Below are 15,065 nucleotides of genomic sequence, written 5' to 3'. Positions count from 1 at the left end.
TCTCTCAGGTTCGCGGCCCGTGACCGGGCGAATCCCTAGCGTCTCCGGCGATGCGTACGACGACCACGCCGGAGCACCCCAGCACGGGGGCGGGCCCGGCCACCGCGAACCACCTCGGGGGCCGTGTCGGAGGTCGGGACGGGGCCGGGATGGTCCGGATCGGTCTCCACCTGCTGCTGGCCGCGCTGCCGCTCCTCGCGATCTCCGCCCACGTCTTCGGGCTGATCACGATGAACGTCTCGGCGGGCCTCCTCGTGATCCCGCTGGCCGCCGCGATCGTCGCCCTCACGGTCCTCGCGCCGCACACCGGGGACCGCGTCGTCGCCGACGGCATGATCTGGGGCGTCGTCGGCTGCGCCGTCTACGACGGCTTCCGGCTCACCACGGTGCACGTCTTCGGCTGGTGGGCCGACTTCATCCCCACCATGGGCACCTGGATCACCGGCAACCCGGACGACCTCACCGCCGGGGCGGTCGTCGGCTACCTGTGGCGCTACGTCGGCGACGGCGGCGGCATCGGCATCACGTTCTTCGCCCTCGCCTGCGCCTTCGGCCTGCAGCGCTGGTCGCGCCGCGCCGTGGTCGGCGCGGCGATCGCGTTCTCGGTCTTCCCGGTCTGGGCCGGGCTCGTCGGCACCGTCGCGATCGCCCCGCGCGGCCAGACGATGATGTTCCCGATCACGTGGGTCACGCTCACGCTCTCGCTGATCGGTCACCTGATCTTCGGCTGGATCATGGGACTCGGCTTCCACCGCTCCCGCTCGGTGCGGAAGTCGTGGCCGTGGGAGCCGCTCACCGGCAGCATGCCGGCCCTCCCGATGGGCACCGGCCGCCAGGCCGCGCTCCCCGCGCCGCGGAACCCGCAGACCCCGCCCACCGGGCAGTCGATGGACCCGGACACCTGGGAGCTCTGGCGCCGCCAGCTCGAGGCGAACACCGCCGGGCGCCGGTCGACCCGCCGCGAGCGCGTCCGCTGACCTCGCCCCGCCAGCTCCCGTAGACCCCGCTCCCCAGCGCCGCACGGCCCCGGCCCGTTCCCCCGACGGGTCGGGGCCGCCGCGGTTCCGGAGCAGAGGACAGCACCCGGAAAGCACACGGCCCCGGTGGCGTTTCGGGGACGCCACCGGGGCCGTGCCGGTCCTGCTGCCCGGTCCTACTGGATCGGGAGTTCCATCGGGACGCCCGTCCCGGAGCCCCCGGAGGAGCCCTCGGAGGACGCGGCCGACGAGACCTGCTGCTGGCCCGAGTCGTCGGACTCCTCCTCGGAGGAGGCCTGCTGCGAGGTCGCCTCCTGCGCGTCCGAGCTGTCGTCCGAGCTCTCCTGGCCCTCGTCGCCGGAGTCGCCCAGGACCCCGCCGAGGAGCTCGCTCGCCGGCGGGCAGACGGCGTCGTGCACCGGCTGCGTGGCCTCGCCGCCCGCCTCGAACAGCGGGGCGCTCGCGTCGCCGGTGAGCCCGTTGACGGTGGCCTCGCCGGTCTTGGTCGTGTCGTCGACGACGGGGATCGAGCAGTTCTCGGACTCGTGGTGGCTCGAGCTCGCGCTCTCGCCGTCGTGGCCGCCGGACGACGGCGCCTCGCCGGCGAAGGCCATGCTCGTGCCGCCGCCGAGCAGCGCGACCGCCGCGGTGGCGGTGAACAGGCCGCGGCCGGCCACGGAGGTCATCGCGCCGCCGGAGCGGCGCGCGGAGTGCTGACCCATGGGTCTGTACCTCATCGCGTCAGGGTGGGAAGCGGTGACGACGCACGGGCCGGACGACCTCGCGCATCTGGAGAACGTGACGCTGCGTCTCCTGAGGGGATCCAACGAGAAGGTCACGACTCGATAACGGGGTCCGGAGCAACTCACTCGGACGAGCGACGAACCTCGGCGCTCCGTGCGGCTCACCAGGCAATGCTCCGACCGGGTCTGTGCAGCGCAACGCGCCGGCGGCGGATCTCAGGTGACGCGGACCACCTCGAGCGTCACCGCGCCCGCGTTCGACCCGTAGCCGGTCCACGCGTCGTTGGCGAAGGCGTAGAGGTACCCGCCGCGCGGCGCGGTCAGCTCGCGACGCCCGGTCGGTCCGATCGGGACGGTGGTGCCCTCCCGCACGGTCCCGTCGAGGTCGACGACGTCGTCGGCGACCGCGGCGACGAGCTCGAGCCACGCCGCCTCGGGCACCCGGCGGCTGCCGACGATGTCGCTGCGCGGGTTGCCGGTGACCCGTTCGACGAGCCGGCGCACCCCGTCGAGCGCCGTCCCCACCGCGTACGCGGGCCACGAGAGCACCGGCCACGGCGAGGCGCCGGTGCCCGGGGACGCCGCTCCGTGGTCGCGCCACCGCCCGGACACGGCGAGCGCGTAGCGGCCGGGCGCAAGGTAGAGGCCCGTCTCGACCCAGGGCTCGTCGGCGGCGACCGCGACGCTCGTCGACTCGCCGACCGCCAGGACCCGGCCGGGCCGGTAGGGCGGCGTGAGGTCGCAGTGCCGGCGCGCCACGGCCGAGGCGCTGACGTCCGGCGCGCCCTCGACCACGTGCGGGGCCGTCCGGGGTCGCGGGCTCAGCACCGCCCACGCACCGTCGACGCCGTCGTCGAGCGGCGCGCACGGGTCGCCCTCGGGACGCGGCGGGCGGTCGGCGCGCCACCGCGGGACGACCGTCGCGTCGAGCTCGTCGGCCATCCAGCGCAGCGCACCGTCGGACAGGCCCGTCTCCGGCTTGCCGCCGCCGACGTCGCCGTGCCCGCCGGGGAACCAGACCTGGGCGAACGTGGTGTGCCGGTCCGGGGGCGGCGTCGACCACACCGACGGCACGTACGGCCCGCGGCGCTCGTCGAGCGCGACGGCCTGGCGGGCGTGGCGGACGTCGGGGGCGAGCTCGAGGTCGTGGAACTCGAACAGGTCCCGTCCGGCGAGCCCGGAGAGCAGCCCGAACGTCCGCGGGATCCCGAGCGCGCCGACGGTGTCCCACACCCCGAGGAACGCGATCGGCGCCCGGTCGTCGAGGGCGAAGCCCGGGTGGAACGCGAGCCCGTGCAGCTCCTGCTTCGCCCGGTACCCCTCCGCGAAGACGCGGGCGACGACCGCGTCGCGCTCGGCGTCGTCCTGGTCGGGCGTGAACGCGACCAGCCCGCACGCCGCGAGCATCCCGACCGTGCTGCGCACGGTGAACGCGCCGCGGCTGAAGCCGAGGAGCACGAGCTCGTCGCCGGGGCGGAAGGTCTCGGCGAGCCAGCGGTAGATCTCGCGGATCGCCTCGGGCAGCCCCACCCCGAGCGCGCCGTCGAGCGCCCGGCGCACCGGGCCACCGTCGGTGCCGAGCCCCTCGAAGTACCGGGGGAGCTGGTCGTCGGTGGTCGCGAGGCGGTCGTAGAGGCGCCGCACGTTCGTGTGGTCGGTGGCCGTGTTCCAGGTGCCGTCGCAGCAGACGACCAGGCGCCGCGTCACGCTCACCTGATCATCCTCGCGCGAGGATGACCGACGGCCCGACGTCGGGGTGCCCCGCGTCATAGGGAAAACTGGATCGCCGGTGACGGCGTGATCACCGTGAGGGAGGACCGGGCGACGTGACGAGCAGCGGGGCCCCACCGACCGCGGTCGCCGCGTCCGGGACCCGCACCCGCAGCGAACGCCGCCCCGAGATCGAGGGCCTGCGCGGCCTCGCCGCCGTCCTGGTCGTCGTCTACCACGTGTGGGTCGGGCGCGTGTCCGGCGGCGTCGACGTGTTCTTCCTGCTCTCGGGCTTCTTCGTGCTCGGGATGGTGGCCCGTCGGGCGATGCGCGGCGAGCGCCTCGACCTCGGCGCCACGTGGACGAAGCTGTTCTGGCGCCTCGTCCCGACCGCGGGCCTGGTGCTGCTCGCGAGCACCGTCGCGGCCGCGGTCCTGCTCCCGCCGTCGACGTGGGCGCGCAACCTGCGCGAGCTCTTCGCCTCCGGCCTCTTCGTCGAGAACTGGCGCCTCGCCACCGACGCCGTCGACTACTACGCGAACCACGGCTCGGCGAGCGTCGCGCAGCACTTCTGGTCGCTGTCGATCCAGGCGCAGTTCTACCTCGCGGCCCCGCTGCTGGTGCTCCTCGTCGCGTGGTGGGCGCGCTCCCGCGGCGTCGACGTGCGGTCCGCGCTGCTCGTGGCGCTCTCGGCCGTGTTCGTCGTGTCGTTCGTGCACTCGGTGCACGCCACCGCCACCGACCAGGCCTTCGCGTACTTCGACACCCGCACGCGCCTCTGGGAGTTCGCGCTCGGCGGCGTCCTCGCCCTCGTCCTCGACCGCGTGCAGCTCGGCCGGCGGGCGCGGGCGGTGCTCGGCTGGGCCGGCGTGATCGGGCTGGTGACGTGCGGCGCCGTGCTCGACGTGGGCGCCGCGTTCCCCGGCTACCTCGCGCTGTGGCCGGTGCTCTCCGCGGTGGCCGTGCTCGTCGCCGGGCGCGCGGGGGCCGGCGAGCGCCTCGCGTCACCGACCGCGCAGTACCTCGGCAGCATCAGCTACCCGCTCTACCTGTGGCACTGGCCGGTGCTCGTCGTGTTCCTCGTGCTCGCGGGGACGCCGACCCCGGGCCTCGTCGGCGGCGTGGTCGTCGTCGCCGTGTCCGTGACGCTCGCCGTCGCGACCCACCACCTGGTCGAGGAGCCGCTGCGCCGGGTCACCCTGCCGCGGCCCGCGGGGCTCGCGTCGCTGGCCGTCGCGGCGACCCTGGTGCCGGCGATGCTGGGCCTCGGGATCTGGGCGATCGTCGTCGCCGCGGACCGGGGCGCGCCGGTCGCCGTGGGCGACCAGGACCACCCCGGTGCGGCGGTCCTCGTCGCCGACCACGAGTCGACGGGGGATCCGTCCGCGCCCGTCCAGCCCTCGACGGCCCGTGTGCAGGACGACTGGGCGGAGTACCGCGACGCCTGCGCGCCGCTGCCCGACCACCCAGTGCTCGAGCAGTGCGTGCCGATCGCGCCGCAGGGCGAGCCGCAGCGCCGGATCACAGTCGTCGGCGACTCGCACATGCAGCAGCTCCTCCCGGCCCTCGAGCCGATCGCGCGGGAGCGGGGATGGCAGGTCAGCACGCTCGTGCGTGCTCGCTGCCCGTTCTCCCTGGCGTCGGAGACGGACCCGAACGACGCCACCTGCGTCGACTGGAACGCGGCGGCCGTCGAGCACCTCGCCGCCGACCCGCCCGACGCCGTCGTCGTCAGCGCCACCCGCGACGTCCGCGCCGGGCTGACCGAGCAGACCCCGGACGGGTTCGTGGCCGGCTGGCGGGCGCTCGACGAGCTCGGCATCCCCGTCGTCGCCGTGCGTGACAACCCGCGCTACGACCACCGCCCGTCGGAGTGCTTCGAGACCTACGGGCGCGGGGCGGCGCAGTGCGACATCCCGCGGGCGGAGCTGCTGGCCCCCGACCCGCCGTACGCGCTGCGCGACGACGTCCCGTCGAACGTGGCGTTCCTCGACCTCAGCAACGAGATCTGCACGCCGGGGACCTGCCCGCCCGAGATCGGCAACGTGCTCGTCTACCTCGACGACAACCACCTGTCGGCGTCCTACAGCCGCACGATGTCCACGGCCGTCGGGGCGCAGCTGCCGGGGCTCCTGAACTGGTAGGACCTCAGCCCGTGGGCTCCTCGCCCGCCTCGGCGAGGCCCTGCTCGTCGGGCTCGAGGTCGATGTCGAACGCCGGTTCGACCTCGTCGGGATCGGCGTCGGGGGCGGCGTCGTCGGTCGGCTCGGGGCGGTTCATGCCCTGTTCGTCGTCGAGCTGCCGCTCGTCGGGGGTGCGCGGGTCGCTGCTCATCACCCGCAGCGGTACCCGCGACGCGCGCCGCCGACGCGGGCCGCCGTGTCACGGGCACGTTGCGGGGCCGAGGTTGCGTGACGGGAGCGGTTCGCGGTCGTGACGTAGCCGACGCAGAGTGACCGCCAACCGTCGATCTCGACACCCGTCTGGATCCATGAGTGCAGGGAGTGCCCGGCGCTCGGGGGCAGAAGGAGAGAGTCGGATGTTCGTCATCGTTGCCGTGGTCGTCGTGGGCGTGATCTTCCTGTGCGGGGCGCTGCTCGGCGTGAGCGTCGCGCAGAACCAGTCCGCCGACCGTGCCCGCCGCAACCAGCGCGACCGGCACATCTCGGCCGTGCGCACCGAGTCGCTGCTCTCGCACTCCTGAGCCCGCGGTGACCCGCGGGCGTCGCGGGAACATTCCGGCACGCCGGCGCCGTCGAACGCGGCATGGAGTTCGCCGGCGCCGAGGACCTCGACCTGTTCACCGATCTCGACGGTGACGGCACGGTCGACGTCACCGCGGTGGACACCGACGGCGACGGGCTGATCGACCTCGCCTGGACCGACGCGAACGGCGACGGGGCGGTCACCGACGACGAGGTCCACCCGGTCACCGACGGCGGATGGTCGACCGACTGGTTCCGCCACGAGGAGCTCCGGGACGGCGCGCTGCCCTCGGAGGCCTCGGCGGCGCGTGACGACGACATCCACGGCGACCCGGAGCAGGCGTCGTCGTACTGGTACGCGCAGTCGGTCAACGGCTACTGCGTCCCCGCCGCCGTCGCCCAGATCGTCGGGGAGTGGCAGGGCCAGAACGTCGGCGAGCCGGAGGTCGTGTCGCGCGCCGTCGCGCACGGTTGGCTGACCACCACCGACACGGACGGCGACGGCGTGCCCGACGACGCCTCGGGCATGACGTCGCAGGACGCCGAGGCGCTGCTCGAGAGCTACGGCATCCCGGCGACCACCACGCACGGCAGCCTCAAGGACCTCGAGTCCCTGCTCGACGCCGATCGCGACATCATCGCCTACGTCGACTCCGACGAGGTCTGGTACGGCGCCGACGACGACGGGTCCGACGGGGGCAGCGACGCCAACCACGCGGTCGTGGTCACCGGGATCGACGACGAGAACGTCTACCTCGCCGACCCGGGCGACCCGAACGGCGCGATCTCCGTGGTCCCGCGGGCGACGTTCGAGGACGCCTGGGAGGACTCGGGCCACGAGATGCTCGTGACCGACACCGCCCCGCCACACTCGGAGCCGGCGTCGAACGCGCCGACCCACGCGATCCCGCCCGACGGCGGTGCCCAGGCCGCCGGGGCGCCCCCGGCCGACGCCTCCGCCGGGAAGCCGGGCGCGATGCTCATCTCGACGGGGTCGACGGGCGTGGTGCTGCTGCCGATCGTGCTGCGCGACGTCGCCGTCGCGAGCGCGGGCGTGTCCGCCCTGCTCGTGGCGGCCGGCGTCGTGCGCTCCCGTGCGGTCAGAGGATCACGCTGAGGTGCGACGGGACGTCCCGCCGGGCCGCGACGACCGCGACGAGCGTCGCGACGAGGCCGACGCCCACGGTGATCGCCGAGCCCGTGCGATCCACATCGAGCGCGGCCAGTTCGAGGAGCCCTCCGACGACCACGACGGCGGACACCACGGCGATCCCGGCGGCGAGGGCGCTGCGCCGCCCGGTGACGGCGACGACGACCGCGGCGACGAGCAGGACGACCGCCTCCAGCGCGAGCACCTGACGGACGACGAGGACGAGGGGCGCGATCGCCGCGAGGGCGACGGTGGCGACCGCGAGCAGCGCCCACGGGCGGGCCACGTCGGGCGGCGCCGCGTCGCGGTGGTGGCCGAGCAGGAGGAGCACGACCGTGGCGATCGCGACCAGCGAGCCCGCCAGGTGCCAGAGCACGGGCCCGTCGCCCACGACCAGGCCGACCAGCGTCGGGAGGCAGGCGGCGAGCGCGAGGAGGACCGCGGCGCCCGCCCGTCCGGACGTGAGTGCGGTCCAGGCCGGCAGCCAGCACAGCCCGAGGACGAGGGCGACGGTGCTCCACCAGGCACCCGCGCCGACGGGGTGCAGCAGCGTCCCGGTGACGACCTCTGCCGCCGGCGGGCCGGCGACCGTCGCGACGACCCGCCCGAGCACCCCAGCGGCCGCGGCGGCGGCATTGAGCAGCACGCCGACGCCGGCCGCGGCCCGGACGGCGTTCCCGACCGCGCGCGGCCCCGGCGGCGCGCCCTCGCCGCCGACCCGGGTGCGGACCGCGAGCGCGGCGACCGACGCGGTCTCGCCCCACCCCGGCCAGCCGTGCTCGGCGTCGAGGTCGGCGTCGTCGCGCTCCGCGCGCCCCTCCAGGAAGACGTCGACCATCTCGCGCTCGCGGTCGGCGCGGTACCAGGCGGGCAGGACGCGCAGCAGGCGGCGGTAGCGCTGCTCGAGGCGGGTCGTCATGCGGTGCTCCCTCCGGGATCCGGGCGGGGTCGTCGCGCGCGGACGCGGTCCAGGGCGACGCGGGCCGTGGCCTCGCGGCGCGAGCCCTCGGCGACCAGCTCGGACAGGCCGGCATCGGTGATCCGGTAGTAGCGACGCAGGCGCCCCTGGTGGACCTCGTCGCGGTCGGGCTCGACGAGGCCGTCGGCGGTCAGCCGGTCGAGCGCGCCGTAGAGCGTCCCCACCCGCAGCCGGACCCGGCCCCCCGAGAGCTCCTCGGCCGCGCTGACGATCCCGTAGCCGTGCATCGGTTGGTCCGCGAGTGCGGTCAGCACCAGGAACGTCTGCTCGGACATCGATCGTCGTGCCACGTGTCGATATATATCGCAGACCGATACGTGCTGTCGACCGGTCCGGCCGATGGGGGTCAGCCGGCGCAGGTGGTGGCGACGGTGGTGGCGACGCGGGTCGTGACGAGGTCCCAGCTCTCGGCGGCGACCGGGTCGGTCTGCAGCCAGTCCATGACGTCGTCGACGCCGGCGGTGTAGGCGCGCTGCTCGGGCGAGGAGTCGCCGTAGGTCGCGGCGAGCGTGCCCTCGCGCGCGGCGACGACGCCGGCCCACTGCCCGCTGGGCGTGCGGCCGAGGGTCACCACGGTCTCGTCGATGGCGTCGGCGACCACCGTGGCGCACTGGCCGGCGACGGCCGGGGTGCCCTGGGCGGGCGCCGGGGCGGTGGCGGCGGACGCGCTCACCGCGGTGACGAGGCCCGGGATCTGCGAGCCCATCCCGACCAGCGCCATCGCGGCGCCCGCGACCGCCACGGCCATCGGGGCTCGGGAGGCGGTCCGGCGGCGCCGGGGAGCCGGGGCCACGTTCGGCATCGCCCGCGGCGGGGTCGGCACGCCGGTGACCGGGTCGCGGCGGTACGCGGTCGGCGGCGGGTATCCGAGGCCGGCGGGCGGGGCGTCCGGCGCGACGAAGCGACCTGCCGGGGCGAGCACCGGCACCGTCGCGTGCGTGACGGTCCCGTCCTCCCGGCGGTGGTGCTGCCCCATGTCGACCCCCGAACGGCCTAGTCAGCGAGCGCCCGGTCGGACGCTGTGTGAGCGGTGTCGCACCGGCCCGGACGTCCGTTAGCCCCGCGGGCGCCGTCGAGGCCGGGTCCACCGGGTCGGGTGAACGAGGTACGCCGAGCGAGTACGCGATCGCCGCGATGAACCTGACGCGACCTGACAGGAACGGCTCCTAGCGTCATCGTCGTGACCACGACCCTCGCCATGATCAACCTCGACGGCCCCGACCCCCGCGCGCAGGCCGCCTTCTACGGCGCCCTCCTGGGCTGGCAGACCGTCCACGCCGAGGACGAGTACGCGATGATCTCGGGAGAGGGCGCGCCGATCGGGTTCGGCCGGGTGCCGGGCTGGTCGGCGCCGCCCTGGCCGGACCCCGAGGGCACCAAGCGCTACCACCTCGACCTCGCCGTCGACGACCTCGACGCCGCGATCGCGCAGGCCCGCGACCTGGGGGCGACGCTGTCCGAGCACCAGCCGGGCGAGAAGTGGCGCGTGCTGATCGACCCGGTCGGCCACCCCTTCTGCCTGTGCCCGCGATGACCTACACGGGCATTACACGGACTCGTCCTCTCTGACGACGCGACGCGGCCGTCCGGTCCCTAGCCTGCGTCGTGGGGCGACATCGGGGGCGGCGAACGTGCACATCAGCGTGATCAGGCCGGACGAGCTGGGCGCGTCCGACCTCGATCGATGGCGGTCCTTCCAGCAGACCGGCCCGATGGCCCACCCCTTCCTGGCCCCCGAGTTCGTGCTGGCCGTGGGCCGCCTGCGCCGGTCCGTGCGCGTCGCCGTGCTGGAGGACGGCGCCCGCACGGTCGGCTTCTTCCCGTTCGAGCGCGGGCGGTGGGGCTACGGCACCCCGCCCGCGCCCGGCCTCACCGACGCGCACGGGCTGGTCCACGCCGCCGACGCGGAGTGGGATCCCCAGCAGCTCCTGCGCGCCTGCGGACTGTCGGTGTGGGAGTTCGACCACCTCGTCGACGGCCAGAAGCCGTTCGAGCGCTACCAGTCCCTGCGGGTCCCGTCGCCGGTCATGGACCTGGGCGGCGGCTACGCGGCGTTCCGGGCGGAGGTGCGCGCGCGGTCGAAGTCGTTCCTCTCCGAGCTCGAGCGCAAGGGGCGGGCGCTGGGCCGCGACCACGGCGCCGTCACGTTCACCCTCGGCGCCGCGGACGCCGACGACCTGCGCCGGATCATGGCGTGGAAGTCCGAGCAGTACCAGCGCACCTACCGCAGCGACCGCTTCCGCGTCCCCTGGATCCGCGAGCTGCTCGAGTCCCTGCTGGCCACGCGGACCGAGACCTTCGCGGGCACGCTCTCGGTGCTGCGGGCCGGCGACGTCCCCGTCGCCGGGCACTTCGGCCTCCGCAACGGCGGCGCCCTCGCCGGCTGGTTCCCGGCGTTCGACAGCGCGTTCCGGCGCTACTCCCCGGGCCTGCTGCACCACCTGATGCTCGCCGAGCACGCGGCCGCCGACGGCATCGTCGAGATCGACATGGGCCGCGGGGCCAAGGGCTACAAGGACTGCTTCCGCAGCCGGGACCTCATCGTCGCCGAGGGCCGGATCGTGCGCCGCAGCCCGACGGCGGCGGTGCACTGGGCGCGGCGCGAGCCCGTGCGACGCCTGCGCAACCACGTGCTCGACGACCCCCGCCTCTACCGCGCCGCGGACACGATGCTGAAGCGGGCGGCCACGGTGCGGACGCGGATGCGGATGCGCGGTCAGACCGCGTAGGGCTCACACCGTGTAGGGCTCACACCGTGTAGGGCAGGGCCACGATCCCGTTGTCGAACGCCGACCGCAGCGGCACCGCCGGCCCGGCCGTGCGCAGGTCCGGCACCCGCTCGAGCGCCGCCCGGAACAGCGCCCCGAGCTCCCGGCGGGCGAGGTGCGCCCCCAGGCACAGGTGCGCCCCGGGCCCGCCGAAGCCGACGTGCGGGTTCGGCCGGCGCCCGACGTCGAAGGTGTCGGGCGCGTCGAACACGGCTTCATCCCGGTTGGCCGAGCCGTAGAACAGCACCACCTTCGAGCCGGCGGGCAGCGGATGGCCGCGCAGCTCGTGGTCCTGTGTCAGCGTGCGGCGGAACTGCACGATCGGCGAGCACATCCGCACGATCTCCTCGATCGCGGTGCCCATCAGCGCGTCCGGGTCGGCGGCGAGCCGCTCGCGCTGGTCGGGGTGCTCCGAGAGCAGCACCAGCCCGTGCGACGCGGCGTTGCGCACGGTCTCGTTGCCGGCGACGAGCAGCAGGTCGAAGAACGACCCGAGCTCGCGCAGCGAGAGCCGCTCGCCGTCGACGTCGGCCGTGACCAGCGCGGACAGGATGTCGTCGCCCGGGTCGCGCCGCCGCGCCCGCCCGAGGCCGACGACGAAGCGGCGCAGGTCGACGATCGCCTTGAGGTTCCCGACCAGCAGCCGCGCGGTGGCCAGGCGGTGCATCTCGCCGCGCACACCGGAGTACTCGGTCATCACGTCGATGCGCGACAGCACATGGTCGCGGCGCTCGCGGTCGATGCCGAGCATCGAGCAGATCACGTGGATCGGCAGTTCGCGGGCCGCGTCGGCGACGAAGTCGCCCGAACCGTGGCGGGCGAGCCGCGTGACGATCTCGTCGACGGTGTCCGCGATCTCGCCGTCGAGGGCGTCGAGGCGCCGCGGGGCGAACGCGCGGGACACGATGCGGCGCAGCCGCGCGTGGCGCGGGTCGTCCATGTTGACCAGCGGGCGCCCGAACACCAGCGGCAGCCACGGCGGCGGCTCCGGGCTCACGGCGGCGGGCTCGCTGGAGAACACGGCGCTGTTCCGGCTGGCCTCGAGCACGTCGGCGTGCCGGACCAGGGCGTGGAACCCGCCGCCGGGGCGCAGCAGCGGCACCCGGGGCTCCGGGAAGAACACGGGGCGGTCGAGCGCGCGGAGCCGGGCGAACGCGGCGAGCCGCTCGGCCTCGGGGCGGGCCCAGAACGCGAGGTCGGTGAGATCGGGCGGCGCGAGCGGCTCGGCGATCCCCACGGTCAGCCCGCCCGGGACGGCAGCGCCCGTGCGCCGAGCAGGTCGTGGCGCACGGCGAGCGAGGCGGCCTCGAGCCGCGAGTGGACCCCGAGCTTCGAGAGCATCGACTGCACGTGGCTGCGCACGGTAAGGGTGGCGATGCCGAGGCGGCGCTCCATCTCCCGGGTGCTCACGCCCTCGACGAGCAGCGCCAGGCACTCGAGCTCGCGGTCGGTCAGCAGCGACACGAGCCGCCGCGCCTGCGCGCCGGCCGGGTCCTGGTCGAGCGGGGCGCGCGGCGCGCTGACGACGGTCTCGCCGGCGGCCACCCGGCGCAGCGCCCGCAGGAGCGAGTCGACGCCGTGGCTGCGGTGCAGGTAGCCCCGCGCGCCGGCGTTGATCGCGCCCTCGACCGAGGCGCGGTGCGCGTCGGAGGTGAGCACGACGACCGCGGTGCGCCCGCCGCCCGCCGCGTGCAGCGCGCGCACGAAGCCGGCGACGTCGCGGTCGGCGTCGCCGAGGTGGTCGGCGATGACCACGGCGGGCCGGACCGTCGCCACGACGGCGGCCAGCCCCTCCCGACCCGCAGGCCCGAGCGCGACGCGGTGCCCCTGGGCGCACAGCGTCGACTCGAGCAGATCCGTGAGCAGCGTCCCGCGGCCCCCGATGATCAGTTCCATGGTTCCCCCCAGGAACTCCTGCCGTTCGGCGTCCTGGTACGCCTCGCGACTCATCAAGCGTGACCACCCGATCGAGGGCTCGTCAAGCACGAAGAGTGACCGAATTGTCAGCGGCTCTCAGGTTCCTCAGGAGGAAGCGCACCCGTCAGGGGGAGAGCGGGGGGCCGTGTGGCCGTACGGCCGCCGAGGTTGCCTGACGGTGTGTCACGAAACGGTACCGATACTGATTGCGGAGCGTTTCTCCTGCATCTTGGGGACGACCGGCGCGCGTGGCGTGCCTAGTGTCCACGGACCGTGCGTCCCGTCCAGGTCCTCGTCGTCGCGGACCAGCTGCTGCGCGATCTGCTCGTCGCGCGCTGGTCCCGCGAGTCGTGGCTGGCCGTCGTCGTTGGGCGCGCCGACGAGGCCTGGGAGGACCTGGCGGCCCGCCGCGCCGACGTCGTCGTGCTCGACCTCGCCCTGCGCCCGCCGCGGTGGGAGCGCGCCGTCGAGACCCTGCGCGAGCAGGGCAGCGGCGCCCGCGTGGTGGTCCTCGCCGAGCCGGGCGACGAGGAGAGCGCGCACGACGCCGCCCGCGCCGGCGCCGCGGGGTGGCTGCTCTACGGGTCGTCGGTCGACGAGCTGACCGACGCGGTCCGTCTCGTGCACGCGGGCCACGGCGTCTACCCGTCGCGGCTCCTGGCGGCCGTGCTCGACGGGCTGCGCCACGACATCGCCGAGGCCCGCCGGCCCACCGGGCGCCTGTCGGCGCTCACCGAGCGGGAGGTCGAGGTGCTGCGCGCCCTCGTCGACGGGCTGTCCGCCCGCGACGTCGCCGACCACCTGGACGTCGCGGTCAACACCGTCCGGACGCACACCCACCGGATCTTCCGCAAGCTCGGCGTGCACGGGCGCCTCGAGGCCGTCCGCATCGCGCGCGCCGAGGGGCTCGCGCCGCTGGCCGACGTCTCGTCGGTGTCGGCGGCCGTGCCGTCACGGCCCGTCCGGCTGGTGCGCGAGCGCGAGGACCCGGATCTCTGACGGCGCCGGGATCCCTGGTGAATTAGGACTACCGCGCCTGCTCCTCCGACGCGATCCGGTGACGCGGGCCGCGTCGTAGCGTCGCCCCCCTGAGGGACCCCGGTCCTCCTCCCGTGCCTCCCGAGACACCAGATCGGCCGCACGGGGCGAACGGCCTCGACCCACCAACGTCGCACCCGGGGGTCCCCAACGTCCTGATGGAGGAATGGTGACCGTCCAGCGCAACGGAGAGGCGGGGGAGGGGCATCCACGCCACGGCGGCCCCCTCGTCCCACCTCCCCTCGCCGCATTCCCCGAGCTCGCCCTGCCGCGGGTGGGTCCCCGCCCGGCGGAGGAACCGCGCCTGGACAAGGTCTCCCTGGTCATCCCGGCGATGAACGAGGCGACCAACATCGCCTGGGTGCTCGGTCAGCTGCCGAGCTGTGTCGACGAGGTGGTGCTGGTCGACGGCCACTCGCGGGACGCGACGGTGATGATCGCGCAGACGGTCCGGCCGGACATCCACGTCGTGGAGCAGAGCGGCACCGGGAAGGGCGACGCGCTGCGGGAGGGCTTCCTGGCGGCCACCGGCGACCACATCGTCATGATCGACGCCGACGGCAGCATGGCCCCCGACGAGATCCCGCACTACCTGCACTTCCTCGACAACGGCTACGACTTCGTCAAGGGCTCGCGCTTCATGGGCGGGGGCGGCTCCCGGGACATCACGCGCCTGCGCCGCAGCGGCAACCGCGTGCTCGTCGGGATGGTCAACCGGATGCACGACACGGTGCTGACCGACCTCTGCTACGGCTACGTCGCCTTCCACCGCCGCTGCCTGCCCTACCTGGACCTCACCCGCCCCGGGTTCGAGGTCGAGACGTCGCTGACGGTCTCGGCGCTGCGGGCCGGCTTCCGGATCGCCGAGGTGCCGAGCCTGGAGATGCCGCGCCGCCACGGGCACTCCAACCTCCACGTCGTCCGCGACGGCACCCGCGTGCTGCGCACCCTGCTGCGCGAGCACGACCGCGGGCCGAGCGGCCGCGCGGTCCAGCAGCTGCGCCGCTTCGTCCATCACCGCGACCGGCCCCCGGCCGTGACGAGCGGCCCGACCGCGCCGGACCCCGTGGGGACCTGA

The 15,065-nt window shown here is 74.8% G+C and carries 16 protein-coding genes; 8 read left to right on the top strand and 8 right to left on the bottom strand.

Annotated features, from left to right (window positions below; genetic code table 11):
- Positions 1-50 precede the first annotated feature (50 nt).
- Positions 51-977 (top strand): hypothetical protein, encoded by a 927-nt coding sequence (locus EV188_RS26895; protein ID WP_133829413.1) that lies wholly within the window; start codon positions 51-53, stop codon positions 975-977.
- 176 nt (positions 978-1,153) lie between these two features.
- Here EV188_RS26895 and EV188_RS26890 read toward each other — a convergent pair whose 3' ends face one another.
- Both EV188_RS26890 and EV188_RS26885 read right to left on the bottom strand, forming a co-directional pair.
- Positions 1,154-1,714: a hypothetical protein gene (locus EV188_RS26890; RefSeq protein ID WP_133829412.1), complete on the bottom strand. Its 561-nt coding sequence runs from the start codon at positions 1,712-1,714 to the stop codon at positions 1,154-1,156.
- Positions 1,715-1,936: 222 nt separating this feature from the next.
- Positions 1,937-3,433, bottom strand: coding sequence for a DUF2235 domain-containing protein (locus tag EV188_RS26885; protein ID WP_166660112.1), 1,497 nt, complete (start codon positions 3,431-3,433; stop codon positions 1,937-1,939).
- Positions 3,434-3,546: 113 nt separating this feature from the next.
- On the opposite strand from EV188_RS26885, the gene EV188_RS26880 reads away from it, so the two are divergent.
- The gene (locus EV188_RS26880; protein ID WP_133829410.1) at positions 3,547-5,574 is read left to right on the top strand and encodes an acyltransferase family protein; all 2,028 of its coding nucleotides are present in this window, start codon (positions 3,547-3,549) and stop codon (positions 5,572-5,574) included.
- Between the two features lie 4 nt (positions 5,575-5,578).
- Here EV188_RS26880 and EV188_RS26875 read toward each other — a convergent pair whose 3' ends face one another.
- Entirely contained in the window at positions 5,579-5,764 is a 186-nt protein-coding gene (locus EV188_RS26875) for a hypothetical protein (RefSeq protein WP_133829409.1), read from the bottom strand.
- Positions 5,765-5,969: 205 nt separating this feature from the next.
- Here EV188_RS26875 and EV188_RS32000 point away from each other — a divergent pair, with 205 nt between their 5' ends.
- Positions 5,970-6,134 (top strand): hypothetical protein, encoded by a 165-nt coding sequence (locus EV188_RS32000; RefSeq protein WP_166660111.1) that lies wholly within the window; start codon positions 5,970-5,972, stop codon positions 6,132-6,134.
- 62 nt (positions 6,135-6,196) lie between these two features.
- Entirely contained in the window at positions 6,197-7,252 is a 1,056-nt protein-coding gene (locus EV188_RS26870; RefSeq protein WP_166660110.1) for a C39 family peptidase, read from the top strand.
- Here the strand turns inward: EV188_RS26870 and EV188_RS26865 are convergent.
- The 3 genes from EV188_RS26865 to EV188_RS26855 form a co-directional block, all read right to left on the bottom strand.
- Positions 7,236-8,204 carry a hypothetical protein gene (locus tag EV188_RS26865; RefSeq protein ID WP_133829408.1) on the bottom strand — a complete coding sequence of 323 codons (969 nt, stop codon included), beginning with the start codon at positions 8,202-8,204 and terminating at the stop codon, positions 7,236-7,238. The two genes, EV188_RS26870 and EV188_RS26865, sit on opposite strands and share 17 nt — an antisense overlap.
- Positions 8,201-8,539 (bottom strand): PadR family transcriptional regulator, encoded by a 339-nt coding sequence (locus EV188_RS26860; protein ID WP_133829407.1) that lies wholly within the window; start codon positions 8,537-8,539, stop codon positions 8,201-8,203. Before EV188_RS26860 ends, EV188_RS26865 begins: the two co-directional genes overlap by 4 nt.
- A 71-nt stretch (positions 8,540-8,610) precedes the next feature.
- Positions 8,611-9,240, bottom strand: coding sequence for a hypothetical protein (locus EV188_RS26855; RefSeq protein ID WP_133829406.1), 630 nt, complete (start codon positions 9,238-9,240; stop codon positions 8,611-8,613).
- A gap of 204 nt (positions 9,241-9,444) precedes the next feature.
- Between EV188_RS26855 and EV188_RS26850 the strand changes: the two genes are divergently transcribed.
- Both EV188_RS26850 and EV188_RS26845 read left to right on the top strand, forming a co-directional pair.
- Complete coding sequence (locus EV188_RS26850) at positions 9,445-9,798, top strand: VOC family protein (protein WP_243742024.1); 354 nt, start codon at positions 9,445-9,447, stop codon at positions 9,796-9,798.
- Between the two features lie 109 nt (positions 9,799-9,907).
- On the top strand, positions 9,908-10,993 hold the full coding sequence (locus EV188_RS26845) for a GNAT family N-acetyltransferase (protein ID WP_208114386.1): 1,086 nt from the start codon (positions 9,908-9,910) through the stop codon (positions 10,991-10,993).
- 19 nt (positions 10,994-11,012) lie between these two features.
- Here the strand turns inward: EV188_RS26845 and EV188_RS26840 are convergent, their stop codons facing one another.
- Both EV188_RS26840 and EV188_RS26835 read right to left on the bottom strand, forming a co-directional pair.
- Positions 11,013-12,269, bottom strand: coding sequence for a cytochrome P450 (locus EV188_RS26840; protein ID WP_243742023.1), 1,257 nt, complete (start codon positions 12,267-12,269; stop codon positions 11,013-11,015).
- 2 nt (positions 12,270-12,271) lie between these two features.
- A complete protein-coding gene (locus EV188_RS26835; RefSeq protein WP_133829404.1) occupies positions 12,272-12,982 on the bottom strand; it encodes a response regulator transcription factor in 711 nt (236 codons plus the stop codon).
- 240 nt (positions 12,983-13,222) lie between these two features.
- On the opposite strand from EV188_RS26835, the gene EV188_RS26830 reads away from it, so the two are divergent.
- Together EV188_RS26830 and EV188_RS26825 are read left to right on the top strand one after the other, a co-directional pair.
- Positions 13,223-13,948, top strand: coding sequence for a response regulator transcription factor (locus EV188_RS26830; protein WP_133829403.1), 726 nt, complete (start codon positions 13,223-13,225; stop codon positions 13,946-13,948).
- Between the two features lie 313 nt (positions 13,949-14,261).
- The gene (locus EV188_RS26825) at positions 14,262-15,065 is read left to right on the top strand and encodes a glycosyltransferase family 2 protein (RefSeq protein ID WP_243742022.1); all 804 of its coding nucleotides are present in this window, start codon (positions 14,262-14,264) and stop codon (positions 15,063-15,065) included.

The organism is Actinomycetospora succinea, from assembly GCF_004363095.1.
GTDB classification, from domain to species: domain Bacteria; phylum Actinomycetota; class Actinomycetes; order Mycobacteriales; family Pseudonocardiaceae; genus Actinomycetospora; species Actinomycetospora succinea.
The sequence above is the reverse complement of the archived record's forward strand: the minus strand, read 5'-3'. Positions and strand labels throughout refer to the sequence as shown.